This is a genomic window from Mesorhizobium sp. P2_H9 (assembly GCF_056403215.1).
The window spans coordinates 595,106-614,833 of record NZ_JBFUFX010000001.1 but is presented as its reverse complement, the minus strand read 5'-3'; the positions used below and the strand labels follow the sequence as shown (position 1 = coordinate 614,833).

Annotated in this window: 15 protein-coding genes; 1 reads left to right on the top strand and 14 read right to left on the bottom strand. The window is 65.3% G+C overall.

Annotation, left to right across the window (positions count from 1 at the left end; genetic code table 11):
- From icmH to tssA, 11 genes are read right to left on the bottom strand one after another with little or no spacing between them, the layout of a single operon-like run.
- Positions 1-1,326, bottom strand: a complete 1,326-nt coding sequence (gene icmH / locus AC1DXN_RS02935; RefSeq protein WP_477271549.1) for a type IVB secretion system protein IcmH/DotU — start codon at positions 1,324-1,326, stop codon at positions 1-3.
- 4 nt (positions 1,327-1,330) lie between these two features.
- Positions 1,331-2,665, bottom strand: a complete 1,335-nt coding sequence (gene tssK, locus AC1DXN_RS02930) for a type VI secretion system baseplate subunit TssK (protein ID WP_477271551.1) — start codon at positions 2,663-2,665, stop codon at positions 1,331-1,333.
- Positions 2,666-2,704: 39 nt separating this feature from the next.
- Positions 2,705-3,157 (bottom strand): type VI secretion system lipoprotein TssJ, encoded by a 453-nt coding sequence (gene tssJ / locus AC1DXN_RS02925; RefSeq protein ID WP_477243246.1) that lies wholly within the window; start codon positions 3,155-3,157, stop codon positions 2,705-2,707.
- 3 nt (positions 3,158-3,160) lie between these two features.
- On the bottom strand, positions 3,161-4,630 hold the full coding sequence (gene tagH / locus AC1DXN_RS02920) for a type VI secretion system-associated FHA domain protein TagH (protein WP_477421450.1): 1,470 nt from the start codon (positions 4,628-4,630) through the stop codon (positions 3,161-3,163).
- The gene (gene tssG / locus AC1DXN_RS02915) at positions 4,627-5,694 is read right to left on the bottom strand and encodes a type VI secretion system baseplate subunit TssG (protein ID WP_477271555.1); all 1,068 of its coding nucleotides are present in this window, start codon (positions 5,692-5,694) and stop codon (positions 4,627-4,629) included. The genes tagH and tssG overlap by 4 nt, the downstream gene beginning before the upstream one ends.
- Positions 5,658-7,532 (bottom strand): type VI secretion system baseplate subunit TssF, encoded by a 1,875-nt coding sequence (gene tssF, locus AC1DXN_RS02910; RefSeq protein WP_477271557.1) that lies wholly within the window; start codon positions 7,530-7,532, stop codon positions 5,658-5,660. The genes tssG and tssF overlap by 37 nt, the downstream gene beginning before the upstream one ends.
- 1 nt (position 7,533) lies before the next feature.
- Positions 7,534-8,292 carry a type VI secretion system baseplate subunit TssE gene (gene tssE, locus AC1DXN_RS02905; RefSeq protein ID WP_477272399.1) on the bottom strand — a complete coding sequence of 253 codons (759 nt, stop codon included), beginning with the start codon at positions 8,290-8,292 and terminating at the stop codon, positions 7,534-7,536.
- Positions 8,279-8,728, bottom strand: coding sequence for an Hcp family type VI secretion system effector (locus tag AC1DXN_RS02900; RefSeq protein WP_192256823.1), 450 nt, complete (start codon positions 8,726-8,728; stop codon positions 8,279-8,281). The genes tssE and AC1DXN_RS02900 overlap by 14 nt, the downstream gene beginning before the upstream one ends.
- Positions 8,729-8,784: 56 nt before the next feature.
- On the bottom strand, positions 8,785-10,293 hold the full coding sequence (gene tssC, locus AC1DXN_RS02895; RefSeq protein ID WP_477271559.1) for a type VI secretion system contractile sheath large subunit: 1,509 nt from the start codon (positions 10,291-10,293) through the stop codon (positions 8,785-8,787).
- 3 nt (positions 10,294-10,296) lie between these two features.
- On the bottom strand, positions 10,297-10,836 hold the full coding sequence (gene tssB, locus AC1DXN_RS02890) for a type VI secretion system contractile sheath small subunit (RefSeq protein WP_477243252.1): 540 nt from the start codon (positions 10,834-10,836) through the stop codon (positions 10,297-10,299).
- A gap of 6 nt (positions 10,837-10,842) precedes the next feature.
- Positions 10,843-12,006, bottom strand: a complete 1,164-nt coding sequence (gene tssA / locus AC1DXN_RS02885) for a type VI secretion system protein TssA (protein ID WP_477271561.1) — start codon at positions 12,004-12,006, stop codon at positions 10,843-10,845.
- Positions 12,007-12,323: 317 nt separating this feature from the next.
- On the opposite strand from tssA, the gene tssH reads away from it, so the two are divergent.
- Positions 12,324-15,122, top strand: coding sequence for a type VI secretion system ATPase TssH (gene tssH, locus AC1DXN_RS02880; RefSeq protein ID WP_477271563.1), 2,799 nt, complete (start codon positions 12,324-12,326; stop codon positions 15,120-15,122).
- Between the two features lie 24 nt (positions 15,123-15,146).
- On the opposite strand, the gene AC1DXN_RS02875 is transcribed toward tssH, so the two are convergent.
- From AC1DXN_RS02875 to AC1DXN_RS02865, 3 genes are read right to left on the bottom strand one after another with little or no spacing between them, the layout of a single operon-like run.
- Positions 15,147-16,379: a VWA domain-containing protein gene (locus AC1DXN_RS02875; protein WP_477271565.1), complete on the bottom strand. Its 1,233-nt coding sequence runs from the start codon at positions 16,377-16,379 to the stop codon at positions 15,147-15,149.
- Between the two features lie 2 nt (positions 16,380-16,381).
- Positions 16,382-18,631, bottom strand: coding sequence for a DUF5682 family protein (locus AC1DXN_RS02870; RefSeq protein ID WP_477271567.1), 2,250 nt, complete (start codon positions 18,629-18,631; stop codon positions 16,382-16,384).
- Between the two features lie 4 nt (positions 18,632-18,635).
- Positions 18,636-19,715, bottom strand: a complete 1,080-nt coding sequence (locus AC1DXN_RS02865) for an ATP-binding protein (RefSeq protein WP_477271569.1) — start codon at positions 19,713-19,715, stop codon at positions 18,636-18,638.
- Between the last annotated feature and the right edge of the window lie 13 nt (positions 19,716-19,728).

The window sequence follows — 19,728 nt, the reverse complement described above, 5'->3', positions numbered from 1 at the left end:
TCACAGCCTCTTCTCGACCAGCACTTCGAGGCGGCGGTTCAAGGCCCGGCCCTCGCGCGTGCTGTCGTCGGCTACCGGATCGGTGGCAGCCCTGCCTTCGGACTGGACGCGATCCTGCGGCACGCCATTCTGGATCAGCATGTCGGCGATCGCGGCAGCGCGGGCTTCCGACAGTCGCTGATTGGTGGACAGGGGATTGGTCTTCTGCAGCGGAATGCCGTCGGTGTGACCAACCACGGTGATCTTGCCGATCAGCTCCTGGTTCTCGAGGATTACCTTGGCGATCGAAGCGATCAGCGGTTCGAACCCTTCGGTCAGTTGCGCGCGCGACGACTGGAACAGTTCGGGGTTGGAGGCCTGAATGAACAATTTGGCCAGCGAGACGCTCTCGGTGCCTTTGAGCGCCGACCTGAGATCGGCGGGTGCCGCCGCCTGGAATTCCGGCAGCAGCGCAAAATCCACGGTTTGCAGCGGCGGCGGCTCGACCTTGGGCGAGGCGCGGGTGACTTCGCTGCGATTGGGCGGCGGCAGGGCGCGCACCAGCGCCGAAAGCTCCACCGCCTGGCTGCTCAGCCCCATCGACAGCCCGACATGAACCGCCGTGGCGATCACCGCCGCGGCCGCCGCCATCACCCAGATCGGAACGATGAAGCGCTGCGGCTCGTCGGAGGCGATGACACCTTTCCAGTTCGGTGACAGCGGCGCCCCTTCCGCGTCGGTGTCGCGCAGGAAACGTGCGGCGGCGACGCGAACGGCATTGAGCGAGCGGTCGCCGGATCGGCCAGGCACGCGATACTTGCCGCGAAAGCCGAGCGCCATGCAGTGGTACTGCAATTCCAGCATGTCGCGATCCCGGTTGGGATGGCGCTCCAGTTCTTCGAGACGGGCGAAGAACTGCGCGCCGGCATCGACGTCGCCGCGCAGCATGACCACCAGCGGCTGGCGTGGCCATGCGCTGGCGCCGCCCCACGGCGTGTTCAGCGCCAGGTCATCAAGAAGTGCTGCCACCAGCCAGGCTGCCTGATCGGCCCGTTCAAGCGAAGAGCCGGCCGTCATGGTTGCGTCGCGGCAGCGCACGAGCTCCTCGAGCAGTCTTGTCCGCAGCGCTTCCGGATTCTCCGGCGGCAGCGCGTTTTCCAGTTCGGGCGCAAATTCCAGCAAAGGCGAGAACGCATTGACGAGCACGTTCGGGTGGGCGCGCGCCCGTTTTGGCGCGGCGCCGGATGGCAGCAACGGCATCGAAGCGCGTGGCGCCGGCGCTCCGCTGAGGCGTATGCGCGTACGCTCGCGATCCTCGGACAGTCCGAAAGGATCGTCGCGGCTCATCATCTCACCTGTTGACCGAGTAGCAATCGACCTGCGGTTCGCTCGGCAGAACGCCCGAAACGCCGATCACAAAGCCGGGCGCTTCGAGAAGCGAGGCCCAGTGCTCGCTTTTCTGGTCGAGTTCAAGGCAGAGCCGGTCGCCGTCATAAGGAATTTCACGTGGTTGCGAATGCAGGGGCTTCAGCGGGATGCCCGGCAGCCGCGACTTCCACAGCCCCTCGAATTCGCTGGCCGAGCCGACGGTCGCCTGGTTGACGAATATCTTGCGCAGCGCGTCCTCCGACAGCTCGGATCCGATGCGCACCACGATCCGGCTCGCCACCAGAAGCTTGGGGTTGTCGATGCGGATTTTCCAGACATTGGTGGCATGGCGCATGACCGGCAGGGCGCGCGACTTCGGCTCGATGTAGCGCAGGCTGAGGATGAGCGAGCGCAGCGCGTCGGCCAGGGCCGAATAGGCAGGTCCGGGCGCCATGTGGTCGTAAACTGGCAATTCGCCCAGGCGCCGCGCGCTCGAGCCATAGGTCGCCATCGAACCGGCGAGACCGGCAAGTTCCATGTAGACCTCGGACGGATGGTAGACGTCCTGCGCCAGCATATGCGCCAGCCGTGGCCGCGCGGCGTTGACCAGATTGAGGATCAAGAGGTCCTCGACGCTGCGCCCGGGGCCACCCAGCACCATCTTGCCATGCGCCTCGGCGATCTGATCGAGGCCGGTGACCACCTCCTGCAGCAGCCGGCTATACCAGGAGGCCGCGCCGATGACTAAGGTCGGCGGCAGGAACGTGTCATCCAGCGCCACTCCGCCGTCGGCGCGAACGCCCTTGATCTCGGCGACGGGCAGTGCCGTGTAGCCGCCGACCGCTTTTCCGGGCGCCAGCAACAGGGCCTGCGGCCGCGCAATCTCGATTTCCTCGGGATCGGAGCCGCCATGCACGGCGTCGCGCACCGACACGATCCGTCCGCGATAGCGTGCGCCGGATGGCTCGGCGTGCGCTGGGTCGAAGCCGACGCCTTCGGGTGGTTCGAGCGGCAAGGCGATCAGCACCGGTCCCTCGCCCATGTCGGGCGTGATCGCGAGCGGCCGGGGCGCGTCCATCGTGTCGGGGATCGCGAACGGCGTTCCGTCGGGAAAGATCCCGCGCGCGCTCAGTACGGAGATCTGGCCGGCGTCGAGCAAGGCCGGGTCGAGCGTCAGTGTTCGAAAGCCGAACGTATGCAGCTGCCCGGCCTGCAACGCGCCGCGCACCGTCGCTTCGAAAAAGCGATCCTGTTGCTGGAAATGCTGGGTCCGCAGGAACAGGCCCTCGGACCACAGCACCCTGTTTGCGTCACTCATGCCGCCACTCTTTGCATCGTATCCCTGCCTTTGGCCGCGCTAGGCGGAAATGCCGCCACTGCCCAGCGTCACATTGACGGTGAATTTCGATCCCGCCGAAACCGATTTGGTCGTGCGCCAGTTGCGTCCGCCGGGTTCGCGGATCAGCGCAACGAAGCCAAGCGCCGTCGCGTCCGGTTCAACCGTGATCGTCTTCGACGCGCTCTTGCCAGGCCCGACGGCGATCTGGTCGGAACCGATGAGATCGCCGGCAAGTGCCGAGCCGGCGTCGCCTTGCAGGGCGAAGTAGTCGGCCGAATTGAACTTGCCGGTGCTGCGCAGCCGCATGACCAGCACCGTCACCGGCCTGTCGCCGCCGCCCGGTCCGGGGTTCATGCCGGCCCCGCCGGTCACGTTGACCGTGATCACCGACGGTTTCGGCGGCCCGCTCTGGCAGGCTGTCAGCAATCCGGTTGCCCCCAGGGCGACGATGAACTCGCGTCTGTCGATCATGTCTCACTCCTCCTCATATGCATCACGAAAATCAGTGCCGATTTCGCCCAGGAAGCGCGTCTCCGCGCTCTGGGCGATTTCGCGGTGGCGTTTTTGATAGAGTTCCCACAGCTTGGCGCCGCGCCCGCCGGTCAGCAGCGTGCCGATCGCCGAGCTCGATTTCAGCTCCTCTTCGATCGCCGCCGGGTCAAAGCGGTCGATCATCCGTCGCAGCGCCCCCTGCACACCGCGCCAGGCGCGAACATGATGCTGCGCGAGATCGCGCACGGCGTCCGCGATCGCCGCTTCGGCGCCGAGAAATCCGGGGCTGCGATCCGCCAGGATGGTCACCAGGGCGTCGTCGACCGAGGGCAGGAATTTGAGCGGATTGACTTCGGAAGCACCGACCACGGTTTGCGCGACGCGGGCGTTTCCCTTCTCTTCGGCGCGCTTGCGCAGAAGCTGCATCAGGCCTTCCATCATCATGCGATATTCGCGGCCGAACTTCTCCATCTCAGCCACCGCATCGCGGCCGGGAAAGTCGGCTTCGTCGATGCCCATGCCGCGCAGGAATGCCGCGCGCAGTGCCGCATCGGACTGCCCAACGGGCGGTTGCGCCACACCGGGTCTGGCAGCGGCGCGTTGCGGTGGCAAGGGAGACGGCTCGACCTTGCGGCCAGGCAAATCCCAGGGCGCGGGAGAGGGCGCTCCGGCGGCGATTTCGCTCGCCCCGGCCGAGTCGGTGCCATTGATGGGGGCGGTAATCCCGGCAGGGCCGAAGCCAAAGCCGTCATCGAATGCCGGCCGCTTGTCGGGGGCAGCTTTGCCCACCTCTTTCGGCTCCGGAGTGGCGGGATCGAGGCCGAATGGATCGTCGAACAGCGGCCTGCCGCGCCCGCCATCGTCGACGCCWGCCTTGGCGGCAGGCGTCGCCACTGGGTCGAGGCTGAAGGGATCGTCGAAAGCAGGCGAACTGCGTTGGTCCGAACGCGCGCGTTCGAACGCGCCGGGGGTTGGCTGCTCGAACGGGTTGGGCAGGTCGGCGGGGCGCGGCCGCCCGGGTTCCTGCTCGGTCGTGGCCGAAAAGAAATCGTCGCGGCCGATGCTAACCGGCACCCGCGAGGCCGGTGGCTGCATTTCCGTCGTCGATGCCCTGGAAGCCACCGGTTGGGCCGCTGCTGCTTGCAGATCGACCCACACCACATAGTCGCCCAGTCTCAGCCGCATGCCATTCTGCAGGCGCGCCGAATTTCCCGGCCCCAGCGGGCTGTCGGAATCGTTTATGAACAGCCCGCTGCTTGAGGTATCGGTGACGAAATATCCGCCCTGCTTGGCGGTAATCTTGCAGTGGGCGCGGGAAACGAACATGTCGGGATCGTTGATCTGCCAGTCCGCGTCGGAGCTGCGGCCGATCACCAACTCACCTTCGTCCAGCCGAGCCTCTCGCGTCACTTGCGCGCGCGGTCCTTGCTCGAGCGTCAGTAGCAAGCTCATGCCGCCACTCCCGCCGTTTCCGGCCGCCACCCGACTATGGTGCGCAGCCGCATGTCGTCAGCATCTCCCCTTTCAGCGGGGCGCGCAAGCCAGGCAGTCCTGGCGAGCTGTACCGTGCCGATCCTGGCCGGCGGCACGGCCTCGCCGGCGAGCACGATCCTGAGGTCGACGTCGAGCGTTTCGCCGACCAGATCGCGCACCGCCTGCTTCAGCAGTTTCAGGCGCTCACCACCCGGCAGGAAGGCCTTGTAGTCCTTGTATCCGAGCGGGCCGATGCGAAGTTCGATGCGGCTTTGCCGGCTGAAGCTGCGCGGCCCGATCGTCGCGCTGCGGCCAAGCGAGGCGTAGGCGCCGGCGAGACGGGTCTGCAGCGCCGCGGGTATGGTCATCCATGCTGCGACGAATTCCTTGAGCACGACCTTCACCTTGAAGGCCTCGGCCAGGAACAGGGTCAGCCGTTCGGGGCCGTCGACCTGGGCAGCCAGCGACGCGGCCTGGCGAAGCTTGACCGCATCAAGCTCGGCATCCTGGGTGCCGGGAAGTCCGATGCCGGCCATCGACTGCAGCATGGAGCGGACACGGCCGCCAACGGCGCGTTCGACCTGGACCGCCGGATGGGCATCCGCCCAGGCGCGGTAGAACAGGGCGATCATCCGGTGTTGCAGGATGTTGACGAAGTCGACGAATGTCGTGTCGCTCGTCTGCAACGCGTCGGCGCCGCCATACCAGCGCTGCGACAGGCGATCGAGTACCCAGCGCGTCAGATGCAGCGGCATCGGGCCTTCGGGGCCGAGCAGGCCAAGGTTTGCAACCGTGACCCGGGCCGGCGCCTTGTCCGTCGGTTCAAGGAACTCGACCACGTCCTGGACCGAGAAGGCGAGGCGCACATGCTGGCCGAGCCGTGCCGGCTCGCGGTCCGGCCGGCCGGAATGGCCGAACCGGCCGCCGCGCCGTTCGAGCCGGCGCAGCAGTTCGAAAAAGTCGAACGCTGCGGACAGCGCTTCGGCTTGTTGCGGATCGGGCAGCGCTAGATCAGGTAGCGATTGCCGGGCGTCATCGGCCATGGCACATCCTCCTGTCTCTGGAGCAACCGCGTGCGGGTCCGCACGAACCCGTTTATTCCGGCATGCCGGGCAAACAGCCGCGCCAGCAAGGCGGAAAGCAGCAACGTGCTTTGCCCGGCCAGCACCGACTGGTCGACATGCAGCGTCACTTCGGTGCCGCGTCCGAAGCACATCGGTCCCTCGATCGCCAGCCTTTCGACCACCGCGCGTGAGTCGATGCGCACGATCGAGCGCACATTGCGGGTGAGGCCGGGATCGCCGCGATCGGCATAGAGATCGAGGAGCGCATGCAGGGGATCGACGCCGCGACCCTCCTTGGCGAGGCTGAGGAAGTTGAGCGCCAGCTGCGACACCAGCCGCCAGGCCAGATCGTCGGCGCGTGACTCGCCCTCGGCACCCGCCGGCAACGCCGCCGGTATGGCCGGCTGCGGCGGACGCAAGGCGCCGAGCAGCCGGATCGACTCCACCGGGTCGCCGGCTTCCAGCGTCAAGGTCGGCGTGTCGTCGAGGATCGGCAGGTCGCGATTGGTGCACAGCGCCACGATGTCGACGCGCTTCAGCGGCCGGCTTGCCGTGCTGCCGACCGGGCGTGACACGGCAAGGAAAACATCGTCGCCGGTGTATGAGGTGCGAGTCACGCCCTGGCGGCGTTCGTCCTCGGTTGCCCGGCGCGGCCGCCGTTCCGTCGAATACACCCAACCGCTGCCGCGGTTCTGCCCGAGGCTGAAAAGTTCCGGTATCTCGGCGTCCGGTCCTTCGGCGTCGGCGTCCTCGACCCGGAGAACCCGGTAGATCTCAAAGTCCCGCGCCCGCGTGCGGTCGGCATGCAGCACCTGCCGCGTCTTGCGCGCATCCAGCTCGATGACGTTGCACTCGCGCTCGAACAGATTGATGATCGGTGTCGCGAAAAGTTCGAAATCGGCCGGTGTCAGGTCGGACAGTTCCGGCACCGGACGCCGGAACACAAAGACGACTTCGAGGCCGGCCGGGCATTTGCGCACGACCGGCTGCAGGCCGAGAACCCTGACATAGTGGAAGCGCTCGGGCATGATGAAATATTCGCGCAGCAGCCGGTAGCCTTCGAATGTCGGGCGTGTGCGCGGCATCATTGCCTCGGCATCGGTGATGCCGACCATTTCCGGCGCCGGCAAAGACGACAATGGATTGGTCTTGCCTTCCGCCCGCGCGCCGAGTGCCGAGCACGCACCGAAAATCGCGTCGAACAAAAGCGGCGCCTTGGTGCGGTTGGCGAAATACAAATCGAGCCGGTCGAGTGCCAGTTCGTCGAGCTTGCCCTTGCCGGTGCGGGCCAGCGTGATGCGCAGCGCCGCTTCGCCGCCCTGCTTTCCGATCGCGCCTATGCCGGCGGCGGCAAGCGCGCTGCGGTCCTGGAAATAGCTGACCGAGGTGATCGCGATCGGCCACAATGTCACCTCCTGCGCGGTGGTGAATGTGCAGCGTGTCGACAGGCCGGCTTGCAGGCTGGAAACCAGCCGCGTGTCCCGTGCAACGACATGGCCGGCAAGCATCGTTTGCACCTGCTGGCCGGGCTTCAGCACCGCCATCGCGGTCGCCGGCGCTGGCGTGACCAGGTCGGGGTAGAGGACATCGAGAATGCTGCGGGAGAAGCGCGAGCGCTCGGCATCGACCTTCATCCGCGTGCGCGCGGCAAGGAAGGCGACGCCGTCGAGCAGCCGCTCGACATAGGGATCCGGACACGGCACCGTATCGAGCGACAGATTGCGCGCCACCGCCGGATGCATGTCGGCAAACTCCGCGGCGAGCCCGCGTATGTGGGTCAGTTCCTCCTCGTAATATTCGACGAAGACCCGATCCATCTCAGGCGTCCCTGAATTCGGTTCGCGCCATGCCGTTGTCGAGATTGATCATGGTACGCAGTCGCATGCGCTCCGGCGTCGGCGTCATGATCAGCACGGCGTCGATCTCGATCTTCAGGCCCAGTTTGTCGCCAAGGTTCACCGTAACCTTTGTCTCGCTCTCCTTGAGACGCGGTTCGAACGTGGCGAGCACGGCGCGGATCTCGCGCGCCAGCGTGTCGCGATCGAAGTCGCGCGACGAACGGCCCGAGAAGGACGGCACGCCATAATTGACCACGCTGCGCCGGACCTCCGGAAAATCAGCGAGCGATGGCGGGTTGTCCCCGATCTGCTCGCTTTCAAGGTCGGAAAACAGCGGCATGGCTTCGAAGCGCTCGGTGTTGAACAGCGCCTCGATGTCGCGCCGCACCGCTTCGCGAAGCACGCTGGCCGAAACCACGATGCCGCGGCTTTCGAGCTCGCCGCGATGCCGGTTCTGAAACACCAGCCGATGCACCCGTCGCTTCTGATCGGGGCTCAGCGCGGCGTCGGCGTCGATCAGCCGCGAACCGTTCGCCAAAAGCTCTTCCAGACGCTCCTCGCCAATTTCCTCCTGCAGGGCCCGCTTGAGCCCGTCTATCTCCGAACTCAAGCCGGGCAGGTCGTTGACGAGGCGATCCCAAAGGGAAGGCTGGACCGCCTCGCTCTTGGCCCGCGAACTGCCGCCGGCCTGGGGTCTTTCCGTGCCGGGACGCTTTGCCCGCGTCTCACTTGCCGACATAGACATCCATTTCGGCTTCGTCATTGTCGTCATAGACGAACTTGATCTTCTTGTAGGCGAAGGAGACCTCCTCCTGGATCAGGTCGGCTTCATCATCGGCCTGCGACATGTCGTATTCCATGATCGAAGCATCGGTCAGGGTAACAACCAGATAGTCCTTGCTCTCGCCGTCGATGGTCCGCCGGGCGGAGAACTTGACCTCATCCAGCGCCTTGTTTTCGAACAGGGCCTTCGCGAGATAGGGCGAAGATTTGTCATAGTGCTTGGTGAATTTGATCATGCCCATCGACACGCGGCCACGGCGCGAGAGCGAATTCGGATCATAGGGAGCCACCATCTTGTAGTCGACGCCATGGATCTCGATCTCGTCGTCGTGGCCGTCTCGGGTGCTGGGCCCTTTGATGTCCGGAACTTTCAAAAAACCATCGATCTTCATTGTAGGCATTTTCTTTCTCCACCGCTTTCAAAACGAAAAAGTGTTGGTTGCTGCAATCAAGTCTTCACAGACGGCAGTTCCGACACCAGCCGGAGTGACGCGTTGATGCCTTCCAGCTGGTAGTGCGGGCGCAGATAGAAGCGGGCGTTGTAGTAGCCCGGCCGGCCCTCCACGCTGTCGACCTGCACCTCGGCGGCGGCAAGCGGACGCTTGGCGCGCGCCTTGTCGTCGGCGAAGGCCGGGTTGGCCAGCACGTACCGGTTGATCCATTCGGTCAACCAGATCTGCATATCGGAGCGTTCCTTGAACGAGCCGATCTTGTCGCGCGCAATGGCCTTGAGGTAGTGCGCGAAACGGGAAACCGGGAACAGATACGGCAGGTTGGCGGAGAGCCGTTCGTTGGACTGGGCGTCGGGATCGACCAGGCGTCCAGCGCGGGTTTCGTCGTCCTGCAGCGAGTGGGCGCCGATGAAGGCGGCCAGATCGGTGTTCTTGCGGTGCAGGATCGGCATCAGGCCAAGCTTGGCCAGTTCTGCCTCGCGCCGGTCATCAATGGCGACCTCCGTCGGGCATTTCATCGCGATCGAGCCGTCGTCCGTCGGGAAAGCGTGCACCGGCAGGTTGAGCACGGTGCCGCCGTTCTCGACGCCGCGGATCTGCGTGCCCCAGCCGAACAGCTTGTGGCTGCGGTTGATGTTGACGCCCATCGGGAAGGCGGCGTTCATCCAGACATATTTGTTGTGGTCGCCCTGCACCTCCTCCTCGAAGGAGAAGCCCTTCACCGGAACGGTCTCGGACCCATAGGGCAGCCGTGCCAGCACGCGCGGCATTGTGAGTCCGATATAGCGGGCGTCCTCGCTCTCGCGCAGCGACTGCCATGAGGCGTAGGCCGGATTGTTCACGATCATCTGCAGGTCCTGCGGGTTCGGCAGTTCCTGCCAGCTGTCCATGCGGAACAGCCGCGGCGAAGCGGCGGCGATGAACGGCGTGTGCGCCGAGGCGCAGACGCCGGAGATGTTGCGCAGCAGGCCGACGTCGCGCGGATGGTTCGAAAATTCGTACGCGCCCACGATACAGCCGATCGGCTCGCCGCCGAGCATCGAATACTCGTCCGTGTAGACTTTCTTGAAGATCGGGCTCTGGTCCCACATCTGGCCTTCATAGTCTTCAAGCGTGTCGGCCAGTTGTTCCTTGGAGATGTTCATCACCCGGATCTTGAGGTGCTTCGCATCCGTCTCGGTGTTGTTGATGAGATACCAAAGGCCGCGCCATGTGCCTTCCATCTCCCGCACTTCGGGCGCGTGCAGGATCTCGTTGACCTGCGTCGTCAGCATCTTGTCGATGCCTGATATCAGCGACTTGATCGACTTGATCGAGTTGGACGAAATGGTCGTCGTCTCGGAGCGCGACTGCGCCGCCAGTGCAAGATTGCGCACCAATTGCTGCAGCTTCTCGCTGTCGTCCTTCTTGACCTTGAAGTCCTTCTCCAGCAGTTGGCTGAATTCTCCCAGGTCGACGGCCTCGGCCTCGGCGACGGCTGCTGCGGTCTTTTGCTGTTCGGCCATGATCTATTCCTCGCCCTTGTCGTCGTCGGACATCGCCTGGCTGGCGATCTGTGCCAGCAGCGGCTGGTTGTTCAGCAACTGGGCGATGCGCTTTTCGGCATCGACGCGGCCGTCCATGAAGCCGAGCAGTTCCTCGAGCTGGCGCCGCATCTTGAGGATCTCGGCCAGTTGCGGAACCTGTTCGGCGATCTTGTCGGGGGCGAAATCGCCCATCTTGGTGAAGGTCAGGTCGAGCGCCAGCTCTTCGTCACGCTCCTGGCCTTCGGCCTGCGGCAGCGTGTTCTTCACCCGCGCCTTGACCCTGGGCCCGAGCGCCTCCATGAACTTGGGGAAGCGGTTGGCATCTGTCTCGACGAAGGAGCGGTCCAGAAGCGTCTTCGACGCTTCCCTGGTTTGCGATGCGCCCGACAGGTCGGCCATCACGCCCATGACGAACGGCAGTTCGATCGTCGTCGGGCTGCCGTAGGTTTCCACATCGTAGGCGATCTGCACGCGCGGGGCGCGATTTCGCTCGATGACCTTTGCTTTGCTTTCGGCTGGCATGTGTTGCTACCTTTCATCCTTCTGGGCGGTCTTCTTGGCGTCGGGAACGCCGGCCAGCAGCCGGAATTCCTTCAGCCCCGACGGGGCGAGATCTTCCATCAGTTCAACGAAATCCATGTGCACCATCCGGCGCACCCGGCGGGCGAGATGCGGGATCGGGCTCGACGGCTCGGTGCGGTCGTAGAAGGCCACGACAAGGTCGAGGCACTTCACCACGTCGTCGCGCGAGGAAATCCTGTCGGGGAGCCCCGCACTCGATTCCGCGTAGCTTGCCATTGTCTCGGCTCCATGACCGTTTCGGACCGGCGGTCCCGGATCCGCCGGGGCGGGCGCTGGACTGGCTGCGCCATTCGTTACTGTCTCCGCTGCCGAATACCGTTCGAGGGTCGTCAGCAAACGCTGCAGAAGCCGCTTTAATTCCGGAACGGCGCTGCCGCTGCCGTCCACGCGAACATTGAGCGCTGTGTCGACCGCATCGAGCGCCGCGATCGCGGCCTGGGCGTCGGCAATCAGCGACGTCATTTCGGCGTTGGCCTGGTCCGCCTGCGCCGCGCAGCCGCTGCGCACCCGGTTCAACAGCTGCCCGTGAGCGGCGACCAGCGCTGCCTTTTCGGCGTTGTTCAATCCCGACGCCGCTTCCTGCAGCATGACGCGGTCGTCGAGCGCGCCTTGTTCCAGGTCGCGTCCGCTGATCGGTCCGATGGTGCGCGGCGAAAAGAATGTCATTTGCCGCAGGTCTGCCAGCAGCCCCTGGCTGTTCTGCAGATCGAGCAGCGCGTTGATGCGGCGCAAGGCGGCATCGCGTGGCGTAGCGCTGGGCCGCAGCGCCGGGTGCATGGTTTCCCAATGCGCGTCGAAGGTCTTGGCAATAAGGGTCAGGCCCTGGACAAGTCCGGCGAGCCCTTGCTCATTGGCCAGTGCACGGGTGACGATGACAAGCAGGCGCAGGTCGCGGCCATGCGAACGCAACTCCTCCGCCTTGCCAAGCACAGCCTGCCAGTCGACAGGAACCGTCGATTGCGCGGCGGGCTTGTTGCGGCCGTCATGGACGACCTTGATCTGCGGCTCGGTCAGGCGCTCCAGCTCATGAAAGGCCGGATCGCTACGCAAGTCCGCACCTGACGGATTTTCACCGTCGAGCGGATTAAGCCAGAGTGCGAGATCAATCACACCTTACCCCCAGCGACCGGCCCTGAAACCGTATGTGACCTAACGTTATCACACCGTTGCACTTTACCACAATTCAGCGACTGCCCAAAACATTAACGGAAGCTAACGCGGCCGTGTCTTGAGTGCCGAAATCCGTGGCCTAATTGCCGAACCCCGTATGTGAAATGGGTCGCATAGAGGCGAGCAATTCCGTGGTTGTTTGCAGCCAAGGGGTGCGGGACTTTCCACAAACGGAAGAAACCGGCTGAATCACGCGCTTTGTCAAGTGACTGCTTATGTGGCAGGTTATCGGCAGGCAGATTGCAGGAGCAGGTTCGATGGAACAGCGCCGGTCATCGCAGAGCTTCAAGCGCAAGGAACTGGTCGGCAAGCTCAATCCCGTCTGTGTGCGCGCCTTCAAGGCCGCGGCCGATGCCGCCAAGTTGCGCGGCAATCCTTACGTCGAACTCGTCCATTTCATCGAGCAGCTGGTGCTCTCGGATCGCTCGGATGTGCAGATGGTGATCGCCGATGCCGGGGTGGATGCAAGCCGGCTTACCAGCGACATGACCCGCGCCGTCGACAAGCTGCCCTACGGCGCCACCTCGATCGAGGAATTTTCCGATCATATCTTTCATGCCATCCAGGAGGCCTGGAACCTGGCGACACTGGAATTCGGCGTCGAGGAAGTCCGCAGCGCACATGTCTTGCTTGCGTGTCTGAAGACGCCGGTTCTGGAAGGCCTGGTGTCGAAGATCAGCGCCGAGTTCGACAAGATCGATGCCGATGCGGTCATCGCGCGGTTCGCCGATGTCGTGGAAGGTTCGCTGGAAGGCGGCGCCGCTACCACTGCGGTTCCCGCCGCTGAAGCGCCGCGGCGCGCTCCTGGCGGGGATTCGGCATTGGCGAAATATGCCACCGACCTGACCCAGCGCGCCCGCGACGGCAAGATCGATCCGGTCGTCGGCCGCGATCCGGAGATACGGCAGATCATCGATATCCTGATGCGGCGCCGGCAGAACAACCCGATCCTGACCGGCGAGGCCGGTGTGGGCAAGACCGCAGTGGTCGAGGGCTTTGCCTTGCGCATCGCCCAGGGCGATGTGCCGCCGACGCTGCAAGGCATCAGCGTGCGCATGCTCGATGTCGGCCTGATGCAGGCGGGCGCCAGCGTCAAGGGCGAGTTCGAAAAGCGGCTGAAGGCGGTCATCGATGAGGTTCAATCCTCCGAAACGCCGGTCATCCTGTTCATCGACGAAGCCCACACCTTGATCGGCGCCGGTGGTGCTGCCGGAACCGGCGACGCCGCAAATCTTTTGAAACCGGCACTGGCACGCGGCGAACTGCGCACCATCGCGGCAACCACCTGGGCCGAGTACAAGCAGTATATCGAGAAGGACCCGGCGCTCACCCGTCGTTTCCAGGTGGTCAAGATCGACGAGCCGTCGGAAGCGGTGGCCGTTCTCATGCTGCGCGGCGTCGCTGGCGTGCTGGAACAGCACCACAAGGTACAGATACTGGATGAGGCGATCGAGGCGGCGGTGGGCCTTTCGCATCGCTACATCCCGGCACGGCAATTGCCCGATAAGGCGGTGAGCCTTCTCGACACCGCTTGCGCCAGGGTCGCGATATCGCAGCATGCCACGCCGGCCGAGGTCGAGGACATTTTGCGCCGCCGTCAGGCGCTGGAGGTCGAGCAGGGCATCATCGGCCGCGAGGCGGCGATCGGCATCGACGTGACCGACCGGCAGGCACGGGTCGAGACCGGGCTTGCCGAAACCGAGCTCACGCTTGCCGCCGCGCAGGAGCGCTGGGACCGGGAAAAGGCGCTGGTCGCCGAAATCCTCGAATTGCGCGCCAGGCTGCGAGGCGAGGGCGTGCCGCTCGATCCGGTGGCGACACCGGAGGCCGATGTCGAAGCGGCAGCGGCGGACGAAGAAAAGACCAAGGTGCCCAAGACAGAGCCGCCCAAGGCTGAAACCGCCAAGACCAAGGCGGCCAAGGCCGACGCCGAGGCGCCTGCGGCCGCTGAACCTCCTCCTCCCGATCCGGCGGCCGATCTCGCGCGGCTGCGCGAACTCATGGCCGAGCTTGCCACGGCGCAAGGCGAAACGCCGCTGATCCTGCCCTCCGTCGACCGCAACGCAGTCGCGGCCGTGGTCCAGGACTGGACCGGCATCCCGACCGGACGGATGCTGTCCAGCCAGACCGAAAAGGCGCTCAAGCTCGCCGCCACCCTGTCCGAACGCGTCGTCGGCCAGGATCACGCCATGGAGATGATCGCCAAGCGCGTGCAGACCAGCCGCGCCGGGCTCGGCGCGCCGGAAAAACCGGTCGGCGTGTTCCTGCTCTGCGGCCCTTCCGGCGTAGGCAAGACCGAGACCGCACTGGCACTGGCCGAAACGCTCTATGGCGGTGAGCAGAACCTGATCTCGATCAACATGTCCGAATTCCAGGAAGCCCATACCGTCTCGACCCTGAAGGGTGCGCCGCCCGGCTATGTCGGCTACGGCAAGGGCGGCATCCTTACCGAAGCGGTGCGCCGCAAACCCTATTCCGTGATCCTGCTCGACGAGGTCGAGAAGGCACACCCGGACGTGCACGAGATCTTCTTCCAGGTCTTCGACAAGGGGATGATGGACGACAGCGAGGGCAGGCGGATCGACTTCAAGAACACGCTGATCCTGCTGACGTCGAATGTCGGCTCGGAAGTCATCATGGACCGGACCAAGAACGGGACCGTGCGCGCCGGGCTCGACGACCTCGACACGGCGCTGCGCGGTCCGCTGCTGAAAGTCTTTCCTGCGGCCTTCCTCGGCCGCGTGGTGACCATTCCCTACTACCCGCTTTCGGATTCGATGATCGAGGCCATTACCCGTCACCAGTTCGCCAAGATCGCGCGGCGCCTGCGCGCCAGCCACGACGCCGAACTGGTCATCGGCGACGGTGTCATGGACCTGGTCAAGGCGCGCTGCACCGAGATCGAGTCTGGCGGCCGCATGATCGACGCCATCCTGACCAACACGCTGCTGCCGGAACTGAGCCGCGGCGTGCTGAACCGCTCGCTCGACGGCGAAAAGATGACAAAAGTGACCGTCAGTGCTTCCGCCGACGGCTTTGCCTATTCGTTTGAATAGGCCTGGCGGCGAGCCTTCGCCGGCCTATTGCTGCGGTGCATCCGCCTCGGCGCGGATCAGCTTGATATCGGCGCCCGCCGCCCAGGCGCCGATATCCTCGCGCCGCAGGGCCGCCGCCATCATGTCGGGAAACAGGTCGGGCGTGCAGGCAAAGACCGGAATGCCAAGGGCCGCGACCGAGGCCGACATTGCCGGATCGTAGCCCGGCCGGCCCTGATCGGTCAGCGCCAGAAGCACCACGACATTGACGCCGGATCGGACCAGCGCCGCCAACCGCCGCAGCAATTCCTGTCCGTTGCCGCCCTCATAGAGGTCGGTGATCAGCACGAAGTGGGACTTGGTCGGCCGCTCGATGCGGTCGGCGCAATAAGCAACCGCCTGGTTGATGTCGGTGCCGCCGCCAAGCTGCACGCCAAACAACACTTCGACCGGGTCGCTGAGCTCCTCGGTCAGGTCGACGATGGCAGTGTCGAAACAGACAAGCTTGGTGCGTACGACCGGTAGCGAGGCCATCACCGCCGCGAAGATCGAGGCGTAGATCACGGAACTGGCCATCGAGCCGGACTGGTCGACGCACAGCACAACCTCGTCGAGATCGACCAGCCGGCGTTGCTTGCGCATGAAGCCAACCAACTTTTCCGGCACGATGGTTTTGTGCTCGGGTTGGTAGTGGCGAAGATTGGCCGAGATGGTGCGCGGCCAGTCGATGTCGCGCTGGCGCGGACGGTTGGTGCGCCGCGAGCGGTCGAGGGCGCCGCGGATCGCTTCGGCGGTCTTCTGCTCCAGCCGCTGCATCAGCTTGGCGACAATATCGGCGATGATGGTGCGGGCAATGTCCTTGGTCTTGGCCGGCATCACTGAGCGCAGCGAAATCAGGTCGGCGACGAGATTGACGTCGGCCTCGATTGCCTTGAGGAATTCCGGCTCCATCAGCATCTGTTTCAGGTTCAGCCGTTCGAAGGCATCCTTCTGCACGATCTGGACGACCTGCGCCGGAAAGAACGATCTGATATCGCCCATCCACTGCGCGACACGCGGCGCCGAGCGGCCGAGACCGCCGCGCCGCTTGCGCGGGTCGGCATCGGCATTGGTGCCGTCGCCATAAAGCGAATCGAGCGCCGACGACAGCTTTTTGTCGTCGGTGGAAAGGGCTGAGGAGGCCTCGTCATCGGCGCCGATCGCCAGCCGCCAGCGGCGCTCGCGTCCGCCGTCGGCGGGTGCTGTGGCCGAGCCTTCCGCGTCTGTTTCGTCGTCCATCGTCATACTCCGCCCGCCAGCAACGGCCCAAGCTTCTCCAGGTGCCGGCGCCAGGCCTCGCCGCCATCCGGCGACGGCGTCAGCCCGGCTGGCAGCCTGGCGGCGCGGCCGAGCACGGCCTCGATCAGCCGCCGCCGCTCCATCGAGTCCAGATTGGAAAAGACACGGCGCAGCAGCGGCAGATGCGCGATGAAGGCGTCCTCGTCGAGGGATTTGAGCCACGCATCGACCGCGCCGCGCAGACCCTCATCATAGATCAACCGCTGACCGGCGGTGCTGAAGAAGCCTTCGAAGAACCCCGCCGCCTGTGCAACCAGTGTTCCCGGCGACAGCCTGCGCCCGAGCAATCCGGCAGCGTCCTCGGCCGACAGCTGGCCGGCTTCGTAGAGCAGATGCGCGGCGCAGCCGGCGAGCAGCGCTGTCGACCGGGTCCCTTCCAGCACGCCGGTCAGCCCATTGCGCCAGGCGTCGAGCACACCTTCGCCGGGCTCGACCAGGCGGATCGCCACGTCGGCCTTGCGCACCGCGCCGACCAGGGTCGTGGCGGCCTGCTCGTCCAGGTCGCGCACCGCATAAGGAAAGGCGATTGCGCCTTCGACGATCAGCCGTTCCAACAAACCGGACAGCCGGTTGGTTTCAGTCTTGCGCGCCTCGCCGTAGCGGATGATGTCGGCGAGCGGTGGCACCGAGGCCAGGATCTCCAGGCATTCGCTGCTGTGCGCCGCCCGAGCCTCCAGCGCCGCAAGGCCGGCGCTCGAGGCCTCCGACAGGTCAGCCGTGATGGCGCTCTGCACAAGTGCCGCCAGCGTGTCGAGGCTGGCCGCCGCGCCAAGCATCTGGATCAGGCGGCCATTGGCGGCCTTTTCAATGGTCGGGCCATAGATCAGGTTCTCGACCAGGCGCACGGCATATTCCGGCTCCCAGGCCAGCGTCCACTTTTCGCGAAACGTGCCGCGGCTGCGGCCGGCGTCGGCCAGCCTGCCCCACTGCACGCCAAGCACATTCAATCGGTGCAGCAGGGTCGAGCGAAACAGCCCGCTTTCGCTGCGCAGGTCGACGGACAGCTCGCGCTCCAGCGCCTCCGGCTTCAGCCGCGCCGCCTTCTGGTTGCGCTGCAGATCCTCGATCAGCGGCGCCAGCGGCGTGTCGGGCGGAATCTCGCCGACATCGGCACCCAGCAGCAGCTCGGCCTCGACCAGCGACCACAGCACCGCTTCGCCGTTGAACAGCGCCGCGATCGCCGCGTCGCGCAATTCCTCAAAGCCGGGTTTCGGCCGCTCGCGAATGGCGGCCAACGTTCGGGCAAGCCGCTCGGCCTCGATCAGCGACGCGGTCGAGACCAGATGGCCCTTCGCCCGCAGCACCGCCGCGATCATCGCCAGCCACAGCGTCGCGGCATCGCGCCGACCGCGCGTACGCCACAAATGCTTGCACCAGCCCGGCGCGACGACCCCGGCGCCGTAGCCATAGCCCAACGCCAGGCGCGGTCCCGTCCATGGCGCCCATGTCATGGTGCTCTTGCGCCGGGCAATCCCCTTTATGAGGGCCTGATCGTTCTTCTGCGCGTGTGCGGCCTGCAAGGCCGGCAAGTGCCATGCGCCGCAGACGACGGCGATCGGTCCGTCGAACTCCTTGCGCGCAGCCGCGATTTCCAGTCGCATATGCGCTTCACGCTTGGCCTCGAACGGCGCGATCGTGCCTTCGCCGTCGCGCAGCGTCGTCATCGCGTCGGCGATGGCCGCGAAGATCGGACCCGGTTGCGGGTTCTGTTCGATGATGTCGGCCCACCAGCTTTCGCCATCCTCATAGCCGGCGGCCTCAGCCAGTGTGCCGATCGGGTCGCGATGCGAAGCGGTCTCGCCATCCTCACCGGCTTCATCCTTGGGCTCGGTTTCGTCGCCCTCATCGGTCTTGTCGTCGCCGGTTGCCGGTGCTGCGAACCGCGCCGATGATGGCAGGTCGATGAACCGCAAAGCCGCCTTGTTTTCCACCGCCCACACCGCCGCCTGGTATTCGGGCGAGAATTCGGCGAACGGCCAGAAGCTTGTCGCGGCCGGATCGTCCTCGGGATAGCAAAGCAGCGCCACCGGCGGCTGCATTTCCGGGCGCGCCAGCAGCGGCAGCAGGGCGGAAGCGTCGCTGGGTCCCTCGATCAGCACCGCGACCGGCTGCAGATCCCGCAGCGCCTGCACCAGACTGTCGGCGGAGCCAGGCCCGTGATGGCGGATGCCGAAATAGGCGACGTCGCTCATGACCTCAGATCGCTGCGTTGAGCGCCGCGTAATAGCCGGCATAGTCCGGCCGCTTCTTGAGCACCGTTTCGAGATATTCCTCCAGCACCACCTTGTCCTGCACCGGGTCCTTGATGATGGCGCCGACAAGGCTGGCGGCGAGGCCTTCGGCGCCGAGCTTGCCACTGTCGAACCACGCCGCCTGGCTGAGGCCGCCGACCATGGTTGCGATCGCCTCGGCGGTCGACAGCGAGCCCGAAGGCGTCTTCAGCGTCACCTTGCCGTCGGCGGTAGCACCCGAGCGCAACTCGCGAAAAATGGTCAGCACGCGGGCGATCTCCTCGCCGACATTTTTCGGCACCGGCAGGTCGAGCCCGCCGGCCATCTCGTCGACGCGTTTGGCGACGATCGCCACCTCTTCCGCCATGTCTTCAGGCAATGGCAGCACCACGACGTTGAAGCGGCGTTTCAGCGCCGAGGACAATTCGTTGACGCCCTTGTCGCGGTTGTTGGCGGTCGCGATGATGTTGAAGCCGCGCTGGGCATAGAGCGAGGTGTTCAGCTCAGGAATCGGCATCATCTTTTCCGACAGCACGGTGATCAGCGTGTCCTGCACGTCCGAGCCCATGCGCGTCAGCTCTTCCAGCCGGCAGAGCTTGCCGCTCTCCATGGCGCGGTAGAGCGGCGTCGGCACCAGCGCTTCCTGGCTCGGCCCCTTGGCCAGCAGCTGCGCATAGTTCCAGCCGTAGCGGATCTGGTTCTCGTCGGTGCCGGCCGTGCACTGCACGATCAGCGTGGAATTGCCCATGATGGCGGCGGCGAGATGTTCCGACACCCAGGACTTCGCGGTGCCGGGAACGCCGAGCAACAGCAGTGCGCGGTCGGTGGCGAGTGTCGCCACCGCCGTTTCCATCAGCCGGCGGCGGCCGACATATTTCGGCGAAATCACGGTGCCGTCAGTCGCCTTGCCGCCGAGCAGATAGGTCAGCACGGCCTTCGGCGAGAGGCTCCATCCCGCCGGCTTCTGGAGATCGTCATTGCGCGCCAACGCTTGCAGTTCGGACGCATAGGCCTGCTCGACGGGGAGACGGATGGCTGCGTTCATGGTGATGTTCTCC